The sequence below is a fragment of the Leptotrichia sp. SK-5 genome (assembly GCF_055387215.1).
On the sequence record NZ_AP028931.1, the window covers coordinates 2,291,532 to 2,310,497 of the forward strand.

At 30.3% G+C, this 18,966-nt stretch carries 13 protein-coding genes; 8 read left to right on the forward strand and 5 right to left on the reverse strand.

What is annotated here, in order from left to right; translation table 11 throughout:
* The first annotated feature begins 39 nt into the window (after window positions 1–39).
* Genes galE through ACZ5B9_RS11235 form a run of 4 tightly spaced genes read left to right on the forward strand, consistent with a single transcriptional unit; the run spans window position 40 to window position 4,016 of the window.
* Window positions 40–1,065 (forward strand): UDP-glucose 4-epimerase GalE, encoded by a 1,026-nt coding sequence (gene galE / locus ACZ5B9_RS11220; protein WP_464422658.1) that lies wholly within the window; start codon window positions 40–42, stop codon window positions 1,063–1,065.
* A gap of 18 nt (window positions 1,066–1,083) precedes the next feature.
* Window positions 1,084–2,112, forward strand: coding sequence for a YiiG family protein (locus tag ACZ5B9_RS11225; RefSeq protein WP_464422659.1), 1,029 nt, complete (start codon window positions 1,084–1,086; stop codon window positions 2,110–2,112).
* Between the two features lie 35 nt (window positions 2,113–2,147).
* The gene (locus tag ACZ5B9_RS11230; protein ID WP_464422660.1) at window positions 2,148–2,753 is read left to right on the forward strand and encodes a hypothetical protein; all 606 of its coding nucleotides are present in this window, start codon (window positions 2,148–2,150) and stop codon (window positions 2,751–2,753) included.
* A gap of 27 nt (window positions 2,754–2,780) precedes the next feature.
* Window positions 2,781–4,016: an aminopeptidase gene (locus ACZ5B9_RS11235; RefSeq protein ID WP_464422661.1), complete on the forward strand. Its 1,236-nt coding sequence runs from the start codon at window positions 2,781–2,783 to the stop codon at window positions 4,014–4,016.
* A 734-nt stretch (window positions 4,017–4,750) separates the two neighbouring features.
* On the opposite strand, the gene ACZ5B9_RS11240 is transcribed toward ACZ5B9_RS11235, so the two are convergent.
* The 3 genes from ACZ5B9_RS11240 to ACZ5B9_RS11250 all read right to left on the reverse strand — a co-directional run bounded on the left by ACZ5B9_RS11240 (window position 4,751) and on the right by ACZ5B9_RS11250 (window position 8,945).
* Entirely contained in the window at window positions 4,751–7,012 is a 2,262-nt protein-coding gene (locus ACZ5B9_RS11240; protein ID WP_464422662.1) for a RelA/SpoT family protein, read from the reverse strand.
* A 369-nt stretch (window positions 7,013–7,381) separates the two neighbouring features.
* Window positions 7,382–8,152: a DeoR/GlpR family DNA-binding transcription regulator gene (locus tag ACZ5B9_RS11245; protein ID WP_464422663.1), complete on the reverse strand. Its 771-nt coding sequence runs from the start codon at window positions 8,150–8,152 to the stop codon at window positions 7,382–7,384.
* Between the two features lie 67 nt (window positions 8,153–8,219).
* Window positions 8,220–8,945 (reverse strand): transaldolase family protein, encoded by a 726-nt coding sequence (locus tag ACZ5B9_RS11250; protein ID WP_464422665.1) that lies wholly within the window; start codon window positions 8,943–8,945, stop codon window positions 8,220–8,222.
* A gap of 537 nt (window positions 8,946–9,482) precedes the next feature.
* On the opposite strand from ACZ5B9_RS11250, the gene ACZ5B9_RS11255 reads away from it, so the two are divergent.
* Both ACZ5B9_RS11255 and ACZ5B9_RS11260 read left to right on the forward strand, forming a co-directional pair.
* A complete protein-coding gene (locus ACZ5B9_RS11255) occupies window positions 9,483–10,301 on the forward strand; it encodes a glycyl-radical enzyme activating protein (protein ID WP_464422667.1) in 819 nt (272 codons plus the stop codon).
* A gap of 48 nt (window positions 10,302–10,349) precedes the next feature.
* On the forward strand, window positions 10,350–12,752 hold the full coding sequence (locus tag ACZ5B9_RS11260) for a glycyl radical protein (protein WP_464422668.1): 2,403 nt from the start codon (window positions 10,350–10,352) through the stop codon (window positions 12,750–12,752).
* 124 nt (window positions 12,753–12,876) lie between these two features.
* Here ACZ5B9_RS11260 and ACZ5B9_RS11265 read toward each other — a convergent pair whose 3' ends face one another.
* A complete protein-coding gene (locus ACZ5B9_RS11265) occupies window positions 12,877–13,626 on the reverse strand; it encodes a DeoR/GlpR family DNA-binding transcription regulator (protein WP_464422669.1) in 750 nt (249 codons plus the stop codon).
* A gap of 167 nt (window positions 13,627–13,793) precedes the next feature.
* Window positions 13,794–16,001, reverse strand: a complete 2,208-nt coding sequence (locus ACZ5B9_RS11270; protein WP_464422670.1) for a PTS sugar transporter subunit IIABC — start codon at window positions 15,999–16,001, stop codon at window positions 13,794–13,796.
* A 521-nt stretch (window positions 16,002–16,522) separates the two neighbouring features.
* Between ACZ5B9_RS11270 and ACZ5B9_RS11275 the strand changes: the two genes are divergently transcribed.
* Window positions 16,523–16,933 (forward strand): hypothetical protein, encoded by a 411-nt coding sequence (locus ACZ5B9_RS11275; protein ID WP_464422671.1) that lies wholly within the window; start codon window positions 16,523–16,525, stop codon window positions 16,931–16,933.
* Window positions 16,934–17,120: 187 nt separating this feature from the next.
* The gene (nadN, locus tag ACZ5B9_RS11280) at window positions 17,121–18,914 is read left to right on the forward strand and encodes an NAD nucleotidase (RefSeq protein ID WP_464422672.1); all 1,794 of its coding nucleotides are present in this window, start codon (window positions 17,121–17,123) and stop codon (window positions 18,912–18,914) included.
* Window positions 18,915–18,966 lie beyond the last annotated feature (52 nt).

Here is an 18,966-nt window from a genome sequence, read left to right on the forward strand (position 1 = left end):
CATACAAAAATAGAAATTTTAGAAAGAAAGGATGTTTTTATGAAAACAATTTTGGTTCCAGGAGGAGCAGGATATATCGGCTCTCACACGGTTTTAGACTTGATAAAGAAAGGATTTCATCCTATTATAGTTGATGATTTTAGCAATTCAAGCAAAAAGGTTATTTCAATTTTAGAAGAACTTTCTGGAACAAAAATATCTTTTTATGAACTTGATATAAAAAATAAGGAAGGCTTGAGAAAAATATTTAATGAAAACAAAATTGATGCTGTAATTAATTTTGCTGGATTTAAAGCTGTTGGAGAATCTGTGGAAAAACCACTTATGTATTATGAAAATAATTTATTTGGTATGGTTACTTTACTTGAAGTAATGAAAGAATTTGATGTAAAAAATATTGTATTCAGTTCTTCGGCTACGGTTTACGGAACTTCTGATAAAGTCCCTTTCGTAGAAACTGATCCAATGGGAGAAGCTACAAATCCTTATGGACGTACAAAAGTAATTATCGAGAATATTTTAATGGATTTAGCAAAATCTGACAAGACTTGGAACATTATTGCACTTAGATACTTTAATCCATTAGGTGCCCATGAAAGTGGAAGAATTGGAGAAGATCCAAATGGAATTCCAAATAATCTTTCCCCTTATATAACTCAAGTTGCAGTTGGAAAACTCGATAAATTACATATTTTTGGAAACGATTATGACACTCTAGACGGAACTTGTATAAGAGATTTCATTCATGTAAATGATTTGGCAGCAGGACATTCAGCAGCATTAAATTATTTATTTAATAATGAAAATCTTGGTTTTGATGCAATAAATTTAGGAAGTGAAAAAGGGTACAGCGTTCTTGAAATCCTACATAATTTTGAAAAAGCTGTTGGAAAAAAAATTCCTTATGTAATTGATGGACGAAGAGCAGGAGATATTGCTGTTTGTTATGCTGATGCCTCAAAAGCCAAAAAATTATTAAACTGGGAAGCAAAATACACTATCGAGGATATGTGCAGAGATTCTTGGAACTGGCAGAAAAAAAATCCAAATGGATTTGAAGATTAATTTTTTTACGGAGGTGTTATGAAAAAATTTTTTTTGTTAATTTTTACATTTATTTTTATTTTTAGCTGTAATAATGGTTCTAATTTAAAAGAAACGCAATCTGATAAAATGACTGAAGAAGAAAAAATAAAATTTGAAAAATTTCAAAATATGCCGTTAAATGAATTAAGAACTTTAAGTTCATTAAAAGATGTTAGGCAATTTGAAGATCTATTTTTTGAATATGAATTAAGATATGACATGTATTTTAGGATAAAAAAAGGGAAAAAAGAAGAATTTTTTATTCCTTCAGAAATAAACATACGGGAATTTGTAGCAAAATATCCAGTAAATCCAATAGAAAAAGAATATTTAAAAACAAAAAAATATTTCAAAAATATGATTCAAAATAATAGTGTTTTAAAAGATTTTGAAAAACCATTAAATGAATATTTTGAATATGCTGAAAAGAAAATTTCAAAAATGAAAGAAATTGAGAATTATTATAAAAATAACGAATATAAGAAAGATAATTTTCAAAAAGGCAGAATTTTAGATAAAGAATACGAAGAAATCCGTATATCATACGATTCTTATGACATTGAATCAAAATTTCAAAATTTAGAGTCCTTATCAGCAAAATATTTACTAAATAATTTAAAAAATAACGGACAAACTGCCACATATAATATTTTCCGAATAAAATTCATTATTTCTCTAATTAATAAAAAACTTTATGATGATGAGTTTGCAGATGAAAAAAATGATAACTTAATAAATCAACTGGAAATACTAGGAAAAGATTTTAAATTAGCAGTATCTCAAGCCGAGAAAATAAAAGATTCAGAAATTGAAAATGAAAAAATGGATATTGATAAATATAAAAGTTATGTAAAAGAAGCAAAAAAATCCATAAAAAATTTTTATAAAGGATTAAAAAACTTAAAAAATAGCAATCCAAATTCAGAGGAGGATGAATTTATTATTTTTGAAGATGAGAAATATAATAATTTACAGTTTTATAAAGATAATGAGGAAAATGAGAAAATGAAAATATTTTATCAATAGTAAATTAAAAAATATTATACAAGGAGAATTTTTTTATGAAAAAATTATTTTTAATGTTTATGTTATTAACAACACCGTTTGTAATGGCATACGGAGAAAGAGAAGAAATTGTTGTAAGCCCTATTTACGGTAAACAAAAAAACAATAATGACAAAAATAGTCCTGTTAAAGGTGTTACAGGAAGTGGAGTTAAAATTTCATTTGAAGGAAAAGCTGGTATTGATGATAATGTTATAATGGGTTTAGGAATGGGAGTAATGTATAATTCTTTGAAAGTTAAAGGAAAAGATATAAATAATAATTCAGGAAATTTGTTTTCAGTTCCAATTTATTTTATGGTGGGAACAGGAACAGACAATGGAATCTATACTAAATTTTCATTTGGTTTATCAGTCGCAAATGGGGGTGTAAAATGGACTGATAAAAATGGTGGTAGCGGAAAAATAAAAGCTATGCCATTAAATGGATATGGAGCTATTGGTATTGGTGTTCAAAAAAATAAATTTTCGTTCGGAATAAATGGTATTGTAACACCAAGACTTAAAAGGCAATATTCTAGCCCTACTAAAAGATATAATGATAAATTCTCAGATAGTGTAGTTTCGCTAGAATTCGGATATCAACCTAATTATAAAGATTAAAAATTTTAATTTGAAAGGAAAAATTAAATGAACAACTTTGAAGAAAAATTAAGTAAATATGCAGAAGTAATTGTAAAAATTGGAGCAAATGTACAGAAAGGGCAGAAAGTCTGGGTAAACTGTACAACTGATGCTTTGCCATTAGTTTATAAGGTTACAGAATTAGCTTATCAAGCGGGAGCAAGTGATGTTCACGTAAAATTGACAGATGATAAATTATCAAGACTTCATGCTGAATATCAATCAAAAGAAGTCTATTCACACATCCCAAAATGGGCAATTGACGAAAGAAATGATTATCTCGATAACAATGTTGTATTTATCCATATTTTAAGCAGTTCTCCAAATTTATTTGCTGGAATTGACGCTGAAAAATTGGGAGCATTGACAAAAAATACTGGAGAAGCCTATAAACATTACAGAACATGCATTATGACAGACATAAATTCATGGACAATTGCTAGCTATCCTTCAGCAGACTGGGCAAAACTTGTATTCCCAGATGAAGAAAATAACGACATTGCACAGGAAAAACTGCTTGATGCTATATTAAAGACTGTAAGAGTTGACAAGGCTGATCCAGTTAAAGCTTGGGAAGAACATAGACAAAACTTGACTGAAAAAGCTGAATTTCTAAACAATAAAAACTTTGTAGCACTTCATTATACTTCAAAAGGAACTGACTTGACAGTAGGACTTCCTAAAAATCACATTTGGGTAGCGGCTGGAAGTAAAAATGCAAAAGGGGCAGATTTCTTGCCAAATATGCCGACAGAAGAAGTGTTTACAGCTGGAGACAGAGATCGTGTCGATGGATATGTTTCAAATAAAAAGCCGCTTTCTTATCAGGGAAATATTATTGATAACTTCAAGTTGACTTTTAAAGATGGAAAAGTTGTGGATTTTGAAGCGGAGCAAGGATATGAGATTTTGAAGCAGCTGCTTGATACTGATGAAGGTTCGAGAAGAATTGGAGAAGTTGCCCTTGTGCCAAATGATTCCCCTATTTCTAACTCTGGGCTTCTTTATTACCAGACATTGTTTGACGAAAACGCCTCAAACCATCTGGCATTGGGTGCAGCATACCCAACTACCCTAAAAGATGGTACAAAAATGACTGAAGAGGAACTAGAAAAAGCTCACATTAATCAGTCTATTTCTCACGTTGACTTTATGATTGGTGATGCGGAAATGGATATTGACGGAATTTTGGAAGATGGGACAAAAATTCCTGTATTTAGAAAAGGAAATTGGGCATTTTAGAAATATATTCGAACCATTTAAAATTGAACTACTAAAAATTATATAAATTTAAGGTTTGAGTAAAATAGTCATAGCTTTTGAGTTAAGTTTCTAAAGAACTTTTACTATAATTTAAAATTAACTGTCTTAAATTAAGACAGTTTTTTAATTTAAAAAAACAAACATAAAAGAAAAACAGCAAACCTTTTTGATTTACTGTTTAATAAATTTTTATTGAATTTTTTTCATATTAGTCTACTTTATAATTTTATTTATGAATTATTCAATAATCTTTACATGAATATCCATTATACGTTCCTACTAAAAGAATCTAATTTTGTGAAACCAATATCAGATACATTAATAGTTTTTCAATAACATACTTAGTACTTTAATATTTATTTCTTCATAATTAAATAGTTTATAGGCTAGTAAAATTATAATAAAATTACTTTAATAACACCTTCTTTTTCATATTTACTTTTTAAGTCCTAAGCAAACCCATCCGATTAAACTTATCTTTTAATCTGTAATAGGAAGTATAAAATAAGGAAACACTGTCTGTATAAATTGTAATAACAAAAATTACAATTTTAAATAATTTATAACAATCATAAAAATAATAATCACAAAAAAGAAAAACAATACTTTTTTAGTAATATTTATAAAAAACTTCAATAAAAAAAACAATATAATTATTCCTATTATTATTTTCAATTCCATTTTCGACTCCCCTTTTTATAAAATTAATCTTTTTATTTCTTTATTACATCTATTATTTCTGGCATTGATTTTAAGTTATTTGCCAATCTGTCAAAATCATCTCGGCTTCTAATAGTTATTCTTAGATGTATAAAAATTCGCTTGTTCCCATTTTCTTTAAAGTTATTCGTATTCACAGTTATTAGATTCATTTTGTATTCATTTAAAATTCGGATAATATCCAGCAACAGTCCATTTCTATCTGAGGCTTTGATTGTAAAATTAAATTCGTATGTGCTGTTGGATGAACTTGCAGATTCGTCCCAATAGACATCAACTTCTCTTTCTGGCTCTTTTTGCATAAGAGAAATAAAATTATCGCAGTCAACACGATGGATTGCGATTCCACGTCCACGTGTCACATAGCCACGTATTTCATCGCCAGGAAGAGGACTGCAGCATTTTGCAAAACGGTACATTGTATTTTCTGTCCCAGAAATTTTTACTCCACCTTGATTTCGTTCCTTTTGACGATGCCCTTTTTCAGTTTCCTCCTCAAGCACCTTTTCTAATGCTTTTTCCTCTTTTACCTCAAATTTATTCATAAAGCCATCAAGTGATAAATCTCCAGTTCCAAATCTGTAAAATAATGTTTTATTATCTCCAATGTTATATTTTTTCATATAAAGAAAAACACGCTCGTCTTCCAGCATATCCTTTAATTTAAGTCCAAGTCGATCAAATTCTTTTTCTAAAATCTGTTCCCCTTCCTTTGATTTTTCTTCAAATTCCTTGTCCTTGAACCACTTTCTTATTTTCACTCGAGAACTGTGATTGTTTACCATTTCAATCCAGTCTTTTCCCGGCCCTTTCATATTTTTAGAAGTTATAACTTCAACTTTATCCCCTGTTTTTAATACTTGATTAAGCTGAGTAATCTTCCCATCCACTTTTGCCCCAATTGTTCTGTATCCAATTTGCGTATGTACTTGAAATGCAAAATCAAGTGCAGTAGAATTTCTTGGCATTTCCACGATATCGTCCTTTGGGGTAAATACAAATATCGTTTGTTTTAAAACATCTCCTGTAACTTCCTGTGCAAATTCGACTTTTTTTTCATTTTCCTTTTTATTTTGAACAGAATCTTTCAATTTTTTTACATCTGCATAAAATTTTTCATTTTTGGATTTCGATTTTTTTTCTTTATATTTCCAGTGTGCTGCAACCCCTTCTTCTGCTATTTCGTGCATTTCTTGAGTTCTAATTTGAATTTCCACATTCTGTTTATTAGGCCCTTTCACTGTTGTGTGAATTGACTGATAGCCATTTGGCTTTGGCTGCGCAACATAATCTTTGAATCTATCAAAAACAGGTATAAATAAATCGTGAATTATTCCCAGCACATTGTAACATTCATTCTTTTTCTCAACAATAATTCTTATTGCGATTAAATCATACAAATCCATAAATCTTTTTTGCTTCTCATTCATTTTCCGATAAATGCTGTACAAATGCTTTGGCCGTCCTGTAACTTCGCCTTTTATATTATTTTTTTCAAGCTCTATTTTAATTTTTTCAATAAATTTTGCTGTGTATTCTTCCCGCTCACGTCTTTTTGTATTTACAAGCTCCTTAATCTCATAATAATCATTTGGATATAAAAACCTAAAACTTATGTCCTCCAGTTCCCATTTTATCCTAGCCATCCCTATTCTGTGAGCAATTGGCGCATAAATTTCAATTGTTTCCTTTGATTTTTCCTGCTGTTTTTCAGGTTTCATGTACTTTAACGTTCGCATATTGTGAAGCCTGTCTGCCAGTTTTATAATTACAACCCGAATATCCTCTGACATTGCAATTACCATTTTTCTTTTATTTTCCAATTTTTTGCTGTCAGTTCTCGGCAAATTCCTAAGTTTTGTAACCCCATCCACCAACTTTTTCACATCTTTTCCAAAATTATCCTCAATATCCTCCAAAACTATAAGAGTATCCTCAACTACATCGTGCAAAAGCCCAGCCACAATAGTATCTGTATCCATTTTCATATCAGCCAGTATTTCAGCAACTTCCACAGGATGCAAAATATAATCCTCTCCGCTTTTTCTCTTTTGTCCTATATGTGACTCATACGCAAGTATAAAAGCATGTTCAATTTTATCCATATTCACATCCAGCCTGTTCTCTTTAATCCTGTCAGTCAGCTGTTTAAGCAATTCATCATAGCTCTTATTCACAATTGCAGGTACTTTGGTATCCACTATATCATCATCCGTCATCTTCCATTCATTTTTCGGTACTTTCTTTTCATCCATCTCGTATCCCATCCTCTCAGTATCAAATAAAAAACTCTTTTAAATTGTTTTATTCAATCACTTTTTCTTAAAATTATTTTACTATACATTTTAAAAAAAATCTATTATAAAGTGTGAATATTCTTAATTATTTTTGCTTTGAGCAACTAAATTATTAAAATTTATTAATATTTATTATATTTTATATTAAGCCCTATTAGAAACTAGAAATATTTACTATGTAAACGTAAAATAGTATTAATTATTGTAAACAGCTGGTAATACAAAAAAGCCAAATTTTTACGTCTGGCTTTTTTCAAATATATAAAAATTTATGATGTATAAAAAACTACTTAAAACTAGATAATATGTTAAAAACTTTCTAATAAATTAGAAAATTTCCACTTCAGATTTATCGAATATTTTTTTATAACTTTCCAAAAAATCTTTTTTATCTTTTTCACAAATAAATGTATCAAAATCAGATAAATTACTAAATTTATAATTTCCTAAAATCCCTAATTTTCTGTATTCAGTTGCTAAAAATATCTTTTTTGAAATATTCATTATTTCTTTTTTTGTATTTCCGTCGTTTGCTTCAAAATTCATCACTTTTCCAGCTTCTAAATCTATTCCCGCACTTCCAACAAAGGATTTATCCACGTTATATTTTTTTATGTAATTAATTGCTTCTATTCCAACATTTCCACCAATTTCCTTGTTGTATTCACCACCTATCATAATTATGCTGATTTTTGAATTTTTATTAAAATGTGTTGTTATGCTAGGCATATTTGTGATAAGGGTTATCTCTTTTTGAGAGTTTGCAAGATATTCTGCTGCAATATAGTTTATGCTTGTAATATCAAAAAATACTGTTTCCCCGCTTTGAATATTTTCTATTATTTTTCTTGCTATAATTTCCTTTGGCTTTGTTCTATTTATAACTCTTTCTTCAAGAGTGCTTGAATGTGCAAGTTCTTTTAGCAAGATTGCACCTCCATGGGTTCTTTTGAGTTTCCCTTCCTGCTCCAGCCTTTTTAAATTTTTTCTTATAATAACTTCCGAAACATTAAATTTTTCTGCCAAATCAGTAACTTTTACTTTTTTTTCATTTTTTAAAATTTCAAGTATTTTTTCTAGTCTTTCATCCAAAAACATATAAGTTCTCCAATACTTTTTTATAGTTACCTAAATTATACCAAAATTCATTTAATATTTCAAAATTTTATAACAAATCAAGCAATGTTTTTTCTCCATAAACTTTTTCCCAGTCTGAATTAAATGTATCCATACTCCAGTCTGTGTAAGGATGATAAATTAATTTTTCAAAAACATCTGGAGCTACTGTTACAGATTTTGATCCAGCCAGAATCGTTTCGTGAACTTGTCTTACATTCTTAAACGAAGCTCCTAATATTTTAGGTTCAAAGATTCTTTTGTACCGTGCCAGTTTTTCTTCATCAGTCTTTTTAGTCTTTTCAAGGATCTTATAGGCATCTTTTACAATTTCAATTCCATTTTCTCCAATATTGTCAGAACGGTTAATATACGGAGCCATATATTCTGCTCCTGCTTCTGCTGCCATGATTATCTGTTGTGGTGATAAAATACCTGTTGCAGTTATTTTATGACCGTCTTCTGATAAAATCTTCATAGCTTTTATTCCTTCAGGTGTTACAGGAATTTTTGTATAAAAATTTTCTCCAAAAGTATCACGCAAAAGCTGTACTTCTTTTACCATTATTTCAGCTGTACTTCCCACAGCCTGTGCATGCACAATCTTATCTTTTCCAATAATATCAAAAATATCGTTTATAATCTCTTTAAAACCTCTTTTTTCCTTTGCAATAATAGTAGGATTTGTAGTTACACCTGCTATTGGAAAAATATCACTGATTTTTTTTATACTCTCCAAATTCGCTGTATCAATAAAATATTGCACTCTCATCATCCTCTCTCTTTTTTTATTGAAATAATAATTTAATATTTTAATTAGTTTCGTTTTATTTCGATATTATTTTAATACATAATTTAAGAAAAGTCAACGCTTTTTTTCAACTTTTCTAAAAATTTTTGATTGAATAATTACTTTCTTTATATTGTATTTATTACGTAAAGAAACAATCATGATATGAAAAAACAACGACAAGGGATAGTTCAATTTGAACTGGCTTTTTCTATTTTTATTTACATATATTTTAGTTTATTTTCCTAAATCATTCTACATAATTAATACTATATCAAAATCGTATATAATATAATTTTTATCCTATTTCAATTTATATTCTCTTCTAAATATTTCAAATTAAAAACAACTTCAAAACTAACAAATCTATTTCTTATTTATAAATTAAATTAACTTTCACATTTTATATAAATTTTTTTATAAAACTATTGACAAATTTTCAAAAATAAGGTAAAATCGAAATATAAAGAAACAAAATGAAACTTCAGAAACAATTTTTAAAAGAAAAGAGGTGTAGAGGATGTGAAAGCTTTGGTCACAGATATTGAAAGAGGAGCTACATTTGACGGACCGGGAATTAGGACTGTTGTTTATTTTAAAGGGTGTCCGCTTAGATGCCTGTGGTGTTCCAATCCTGAAACGCAAAAATTGGAAAATGAATTTTGGGATTATGATGGCTCTCTTTACAAAGGAAACAAAAATTCATGTTCTGGCTGCCCCGCCACAAATTCATTGAAACAAGTTGCAAAAGACATGACACTGGAAGAAGTATTTGAAATCGTTATGAAAGATGAAAACTTTTATAGAAATTCTGGTGGCGGTGTTACCTTGAGTGGCGGAGAAATACTTGTAAATTCAGCTTTTGCAATAAAACTTTTTGAAAAGTTAAAAGAAGAATACATTAACACGGCCATAGAAACGACAGGATATGGAAATTACAAAGATCTTGAAAATTTAGCAAAACTAACAGATACTGTATTATTTGACATAAAGCATTTAAATAGCCAAAAGCACAAGGAATATACTTCTGTCTCAAATGAAATTATTTTAGAAAATCTTACAAAACTTTCAAAATGGCACAAAAAAATCATTATGCGATTTCCATTTATAAAAGGAATCAATGATGACGAGAAAAATATCCGCCAAACAGCAGAATTCCTAAAAAAACTGAATCTTCTGGAAGTAAACATTCTCCCCTATCACACAATGGGATTAGAAAAATATAGAAAACTAAGTCGTGAATATCCTATGAAAACATTGGAAAAACATACACAAGCGGAACTGAATAATGCTGTAAGCATAATGAATAGTTATGGATTGAAAGCGAAATTGTATGGATAATAAAAATTAAAGATAAAGATAAAATATTAAAAAAATGGAGGAAAAACAATGAGAGAATTTGTTTTAAAAAGTGAAAGAGTAAAAAAATTAAGAGAATCGGCTTTATCAAAATTTCCTGGTGTCAGTGTCGAAAGAGGAAGACTTTTGACAAAAGCATACAAAGAACATGAAGGAAAATCAAAATACATTGTTCGTGCTTATGCAGTTAAAGAAATTTTAGAAAACATGACAATATACATAAAAGATGGAGAACTTATTGTAGGAAATCAGTCTGTTGATGAAAGAACAGCACCTCTTTTTCCAGAATATGCAGTGGATTGGATTGTTGATGAAATTAAGGAAAAAGGAAACTTTGACCATAGAGACGGAGATAAATTCAGAATTCCTGAAGAAGAAATTCCTGAACTTTTGGAAATATGTGAATGGTGGCGTGGAAAAACATTAAAAGATAGAGCGCACGCTCAGATGCCTCAGGAAATAAAAGAAGCTGGAATCGCAAAGATTATTCACGGTGAAGGAAATATGACTTCTGGTGACGGACATATTGTACCTGATTTTAAAAAGGTTTTGACAAAAGGGCTAAAAGGTGTAATTGAAGAAGCTAAGGCTTCTATGGAAAAAGTAGACATTACAGTTTATGGCGGGTACAATAAAATTGACTTCTTAAAGGCTGTACAAATTGTAGCACAGGCAACTATTGATTTTGCTCATAGATTTGCAAATTTGGCAAAGGAACTTGCTGAAAAGGAAACTGATCCTCAAAGAAAAGAAGAATTACTTCAAATTCAGAAAAATTGTCTAAACGTACCTGAAAATCCTGCTCAGACATTTTGGGAAGGAGTACAGGCAATCTGGTTTATTCATTTAGTAATTCAGATTGAAAGCAACGGACATTCAGCTTCTCTTGGAAGAGTGGACCAATATTTGTATCCACTTTACAAAAAAGATGTACTGGAAGGCGATTTAGACAGGGAATTTGCAAAAGAAATGCTGCAATGTCTATGGGTAAAACTTTACTCTGTAATAAAAGTCCGTTCAACTTCGCATTCTGGTTACGGTGCAGGTTATCCAACTTATCAAAATGTTACAATAGGAGGATCGACTCCAAGCGGAAAAGATTCTACAAATGAATTAAGCTATCTGATTTTAGAAAGTGTCGGAGAAAATAAACTTACACAGCCAAACCTGTCAGCAAGATTTCACATAAATTCTCCAGAAAAATTTATTAGAAAATGTGCCGAAGTAGCAGCAACAGGTTATGGAATGCCTGCAATGCATACAGATGAAATAATAGTTCCTGCATTGTTAAACAAAGGCGTAAAAATTGAAGATGCCTATAATTATTCAATGGTTGGATGTGTAGAAGTGGCTGTTCCTGGAAAATGGGGATACAGATGTACAGGAATGACTTTCTTAAACTTTGTAAAAGCAACTGAACTTGTATTAAATGACGGTTATGACGCTAGAACTGGACTTCAATTATTAAAAGCAGGGAAACTGACTGACTATGAAACTTATGAGGATTTATGGGAAGCATGGAAAAAATATATGAAACACTATACAAAATTGTCAGTAGCACTTGATGCATTGTCTGATACACATTTGGAAGAATTCCCTGATATTTTATTATCAAGCCTTATTGATGACTGTATCGGCAGAGGACTTTCTGCAAAAGAAGGCGGAGCAGTTTACGACATCATTTCAGGACTTCAAGTGGGAATTGCAAATGCTGCAAATTCACTATACGCTCTAAAAACTACTGTTTTTGATAACAAAATCTTAACAAAAGAAGAAGTTTACAACGCCCTTCAGACAAATTATGCTGGAGAAAATGGGCAACGAATCAGAAAAATATTATTAGAAGTTCCTAAATATGGAAATGATATTGATGAAGTAGATGTATTTGCTACAAATATTTACTGGACATATATTGACGAAATTCAAAAATATCATAATACAAGATATGGAAGAGGCCCTATTAATTGCGGTTACGGAGTTTCTACATCTGGAATTTCATCAAATGTACCAATGGGAACAGTAAGCGGTGCCACTCCAGATGGAAGATATGCCTACACACCAGCAGCTGAAGGTGGTTCTCCAACTCAAGGGACTGACACAAATGGACCAACAGCAGTACTAAATTCTGTAAACAAATTGCCAACTCTTATGATTACAGGTGGACAGTTATTGAATCAAAAATATCCGCCAGAATTAGTAAACACTCCAGAACAATTTGAAAAATTTGTAAATGTAATAAAATCATTTATAAGTTCAAAAGGATGGCATGTACAATTTAACATTATTTCAGGAAAAACATTAAAGCAAGCACAAGTTGAACCTGAAAAACATAGAGATATAATAGTAAGAGTTGCTGGATACTGCGCTCAATTTGTTACACTTGACAGAACTACACAAAATGATATTATTTCGAGAACTGAACAAAGAATATAAATATGTATATTTTTAGATAAATTTTATAGATAAGTTTTCTCTTAATACAAGGAACTAGTAATTTTCAGTTCCTTGTATTTTTTTACAATTTTTTCAATACAAAAAAGAGGCATCAGCCTCTCAATTAAATGCATTCAATTCCTATTTTTTCATACTCTTTCAGTATCTCTTCCGATACGCTCTTATCTGTTATAATTGTCGTAACATCTTCCATATCACATACTTTATAAGGCATTATTACATTAAATTTATTTGGTATAATTAACGTCACAACTCTACTTGAAGACTTTATAAACTGACGTTTTACACTGACTTCCTTTTCATAAGGGCTTGTTATTCCCATAACTGGATGAATTGCATAGGCTCCCATAAAACAAATATCTGGATAATATTCCTTTATCTGCTCCACCGCCAAATCTCCCACATTGGTCATAATCTTTTGAAAAAGATTCCCTCCAACCATTATTATTTCTATATTTTTATGATTAGAAAGTTCACTTGCTATAGTAAGGCTGTTTGTGATTACTGTTAATGATAAATTTACAGGAATTGCCCTTGCAAGCTGCAAATTTGTAGTACTTCCGTCTATTGCTACTAATTGTCCATCTTTTAGAAGTTTGATACCTTTCAATGCCAGTTCGTATTTTAATTCAGGCTCAAAATTTTCCCTTTCTGTGTAGTTCAAAGCATATCTGTTTAAAGGCAATGCTCCTCCAAAAACTCTTTTTAACAGTCCCTTTGAATCCATTTCAGCGAGATCTCTTCTTATCGTATCTTCAGAAACCGACAAATCAATCGCAAGTTCTCCAACTACAACTTTACCTTTGTTATTAAGTTTCATTAAAATTATATCTTGTCTTTCATTTTTCAGCATTTTATCATATCCAATCTTTATGTTATTTTTTATTCTATCGAATATTAGAAAATTTTTCAAGAAAAACTTTTTATAAATTTTAATTAATATCCACTAAAATTATTACGGACTACAATTCAATAATGTATAAAAAACCTCTATAATAATATAGAGGTTTATTGTACTGATTATTTTTTAGTTATAAATATAACAGTTTCTTCTCCAGCTTCCACATTTCCAGCTTTTTCAACTTTTATACCATATTTTGCCTTGTCTACATTTAAGAAAGTTACAGGTGAAACTAACGAAATTCCTGCTTTTGTTATCGCATTTCTATCTAATGTACCAATTTTTTCGCCTTTTTTAACTGTATCTCCTATTTTCTTAAATAATTTTATGCCTTCACCGTTTAATCCAGATGTTCCAAGTCCAACATGTATCAAAATATTATGTCCAAATTTATCCTGTATAATAAAGGCATGTTCTGTTGTATAAACATTTACTACTGTTCCATCAGTTGGAGCGATTATTTCATCGCCTTCAATTTCTATCGCAAAACCATCTCCAAGAACTTTTGTATTAAAAATTTTGTCACTAATGTTTTCAATATCATAGATTTTACCTTTATATGGGGCAATTATCTGATTTATTGCTTCAAGAGACTCATAATTTTCATTTACGCTGTCTTCACTCAAGTTCAATACATTCAAGTCTATACTTCTTCCTGGTTTTTCTTCTGCAAATGAAGCTTCCATACCGTGTTCTTTTATTTTTTCAATATATTCTGTCAAATTACTTTTAATAACTGATACAGTAGGTCCATATACAACTTGAATTCCACTGCCTTTTTTGATAACTCCCATTGCTCCTGTACGCTTTAATGCCACTTCATTTACTAAATCCATATTATTTACACGCATTCTCAGTCTAGTTGCACAGCACGTAACATCACCAAAATTATCAAGTCCTCCAAGTCCATCTATAATTGCTTGTGAAACTGTATCTTCTGCTACTGCCCCTTGTTTTCGGCTGTCTCTCATAGTATTGTAATCATCTTTTGTGTATAATTTTGTATCTTCATCATCGTCTTCTCTTCCTGGAGTTTTTAAATTCCATTTTTGTATAACAAATTTAAAGAAGAAATAGTAAAGTACAAAATATATTACAAATATCGGCAATAATCTAACCCAGTGTGTTTTTGAACTTCCCGGCAAAATTCCATATAATGTGAAGTCTATTAATCCGCAGGAAAAAGTTGTTCCTATTGCTATATCAAGTATTCTCATAAGTGCAAATGAAATTCCTGCAAAAATACAGTGAACAACAAATACGAAAGGCGCTACGAATAAGAATGTAAATTCAATAGGCTCCGTAATCCCTGTAAGAAAACTTGTTAAAGCTGCTGAAAGCAACAATCCTCCAACTATTTTCTTTTTATTTGGTTTTGCACAATGATACATTGCAAGAGCTGCTCCTGGAAGTCCACCCATCATAAATGAATATTTTCCTGTCATAAATTTAGCCGCGTCTATGCTAAAACGTGTAGTATTTGGCGATACTAATTCTGCAAAAAATATGTTCTGTGCTCCCGAAACCATTGTTCCATCTATCATTGCACTTCCACCCAGTCCTGTTTGCCAGAATGGAATGTACCAGATGTGATGAAGGCCGAAAGGTATCAATATTCTTTCCATAAATCCAAAAATAAATATTCCAATATCTCCCGAACCTGTTACAACTCTTCCAATTGAGAATATTCCCTGTTGAATAACTGGCCAAATCGCAAAGGAAATAAATCCTACAACAATATAAGCAAAAGTACATATAATAGGCACAAATCTAACTCCTGAAAAAAATGATATTGCCGCAGGAAGTTTTGTCTTATAAAATCTATTATGTAAAAATGCAACTCCAAGTCCTACTACAATTCCCCCAAACACTCCCATCTCAAGCGTTTGTATACCAAGCACGGAACTTATCGCACCATCCAGCACTTTTTCCGAAACAGTCCCGTCAGGTAAAATTTTTCCACTAAATACCAATAAAGTTTTAATAGTTGTATGCATTATTATAAACGAAAGCCCAGAAGAGAGCACTGCAACCCCTTTTTCCTTTTTCGCCATTCCCAATGCCACTGCCATCGCAAATATCAAAGGTAAATTAGCAAATACTGCAAGTCCAACGTTATTCATTACAGTAAGGACATAATTCATAGGTGTCCCTTGTGCAAGCAATCCATCTAAATGATAAAATGCTATTGTCTTAGGATTTGTAAATGAGGCACCTAAACCCAGCAATAATCCAGCAACTGGCAAAATCGAAACTGGCAGGAAGAACGCTCTTCCTATTGTCTGCAACGTAAGAAAAATCTGATTTTCTTTCTTGTTCTTGTTCATAACATCCTCCAAATAAAATTATAATATTAAATTTTTCAAACTGCTCTAAAATTTATATAATTTCTATATTTTGTGCCACACTATTAAAATTTTTTATCTATTTTAAAGCAGTTATCTATTATTTTCAACTATTTTTATTTTCTAACTAAACATTATTTTTAGTTTCAATTAGTTTCACATAATTCCTTTTTAATATTATAACTTTAATTTTCACAAAGTCAAGCATTTTTTTGCATTTTTCCGCATATAATTCATAAAAATCTCAAAATTTTTTTATTTCTTTATTAATTTATGCTGTTTTTTGCCTTTTTTCTAATTACCTAAAAAATAAACACCTTTATTTTAGAAATATATTTTTTTTTTAATTTCAAAAAATTTATGTGCATTTTTTTAAAATCAGGTTATAATATAATGATAACATTTTAAAACTAAATTCAAAAGTTATGAATCCATTATACAAAATTCTATTTTACAATGAGTTGAATATAGTTTTTAGAATAAAAAAGAAAGGATGGTTATTTATGAAAAAAGGGGCAGTGTATTTATTTTTAATGATTAGCATAGTTTCGTTTGGAAATATAAAAGATCCGTTTACAGATAAAAAATTTGACTACACTTTTAAAAATGTTCCAGAAATATTTCCAGGAGACTTTCGGTGCAGGTTTATTATAAAACAGGTATTACTTCGTTCATTTCACGAAGACAATAAACATACGAAAATGATAGATACATTTAATTCGTCTTTAAGCACTTATGGAAGAATAATACAGGAAGAAGGATTATTTGTAAACGAAACAAATCCTATAAATGTTACCACAAAATATTATTCCAAATACTGCACGATTCCAAAGCAGGAATGGCTAAATGATTTTGGTTCTGCATCATTAAATAAATATTTTGATTTAATAAGAGAAAATTATTTAGATAAATAAATTATAATAAAACTACTTTAAAACTGAATTTAAAAGTTATCATTTACTCGATCCCTAAGTTTGTTTAATTTTTACCGATTCAATTTTCAAGAAGTTTGAATATACTTAAAAATATTAAATTATTCTTGATTTTTTTAAAAGTCAGGATATAATCATATTGAAAAATAAAAAATTATGAGGAGGAAATATGAAAAAATTAATTTTATTAGGACTCGCTGCAGCTATAAGCATATCAGCTATGGGAGCAACTAGAAAAAAAACTGCTTCAAAAAGCAAACTTTCTACTAAAACATTGGAGCTGAATTTAATACACATTAATGATCACCATTCACATCTTGAAGAAGAAAAAATGGACTTAGTTCTTAATGGGAAAAAAATTACTGTCAACGTTGGTGGAATGCCAAGAATGATTCAAAGAATAATAGACTTAAAAAAATCTGGTAAAAATAATCTAGTATTGCACGCAGGAGATGCTCTTTCTGGAACATTGTATTACACTTTATTTAAAGGAAAAGCTGATGCGGCACTTATGAATGTAGGACATTTTGATTTATTTGCTTTGGGAAATCATGAATTTGACGATGGTAATACTGTCTTAAAAAACTTTCTTGATGAATTAAAAATACCAGTAGTTTCAGCGAATGTTGTTCCTGATAAGGGAAGCATCTTGGAGGGAAAATGGACTCCTTATGTAATTAGAAAAATAGATGGACAAGATGTTGCTATTGTAGGATTAGACGTAGTAGGAAAAACCGTCGAATCTTCAAGTCCAGGAAAAGACATAAAATTCCATGATGAAGTTGAAACAGCTAAAAAAATGGTAGCAGAACTCCAAGCCAAAGGACTTAATAAGATAATTTTCTTATCACATGCAGGATACGAAAAAAATCTTGAAATCGCTGAAAAAGTTTCTGGAATAGATGTTATTATTACGGGAGACACTCACTATTTATTGGGAGAAAGTTATACAGAATATGGATTAAAACCTGTTGCAGAATATCCTAAAAAAATAATGTCTCCAGCAGGAGAACCTGTATATGTTGCAGAAGCATGGAGCTACTCTCATCTGGTAGGAAATATGAAGGTTAAATTTAATGATAAAGGTGTAATAACTGAACTAAAGGCAGAGCCTACAATAGTTATTGGTGATAGCTCATTTGAAGTTAAAAATGATAAAGGTGAAAAAAGCGAACTTCAAGGAAAAGAAAGAGAAGATATTATCAAATATGTAAACAGCCGTAAAGATATAAAATTTGTAAAAGAAGATCCAACTGCACAGAAAGTTCTTGAAAGATATAAAAAGGAAAAGAACGAGCTTGGTAAAAAGGAAATAGGAAATATAACACAGGAAATCCCTGGTGGATCAGCAAACAGAATTCCTAATGATAAAAATCCTGAGGGATCTTTAGCTACAACACTTGTATCTGAAACAGTTCTACATATGCTTAAAAATATGGGAACAGGGAATATTGATATGGTAATAATGAATTCAGGAGGAACAAGAATATCTTTAACTCCAGGAAAAATTTCTTATGATGATGCCTATACATTACTTCCATTTACTTCTAATACAATCTATATTCTGAAAATGAATGGTGCAGAAATAAAACAAGTAATCGAAGATGCATTGAATTTTGCACTTGATGGAGGATCTTCAGGAGCATTCCCTTATGGAGCTGCAATAAGATTTGAGGCAACTAAGGCGGGAACTCTAGGAACAAGAGTTAAAAAAGTGGAAGTACTTGATGCGAAAACAAATAAATGGATTCCAATTGATGCAGGAAAAACTTATACTGTAGGAACAAATTCATATGTTGCGGCAGGAAAAGACGGATATGCAACTTTTGGTAAAATTACTTCAACTCCTGGAAGAGAAGGTGTAAATACACATTTAGGTGTTGAAACAGCATTTATAAACTATGTTAAAGAGAAAAAATCAGTTGGAAGACCTGAATCTTCAAATGTAAAATTTAAATATTAAAAAAATAGAGACTGTCTCAAAATTTTTTTGAAATAGTCTCTTTCTTATTTTT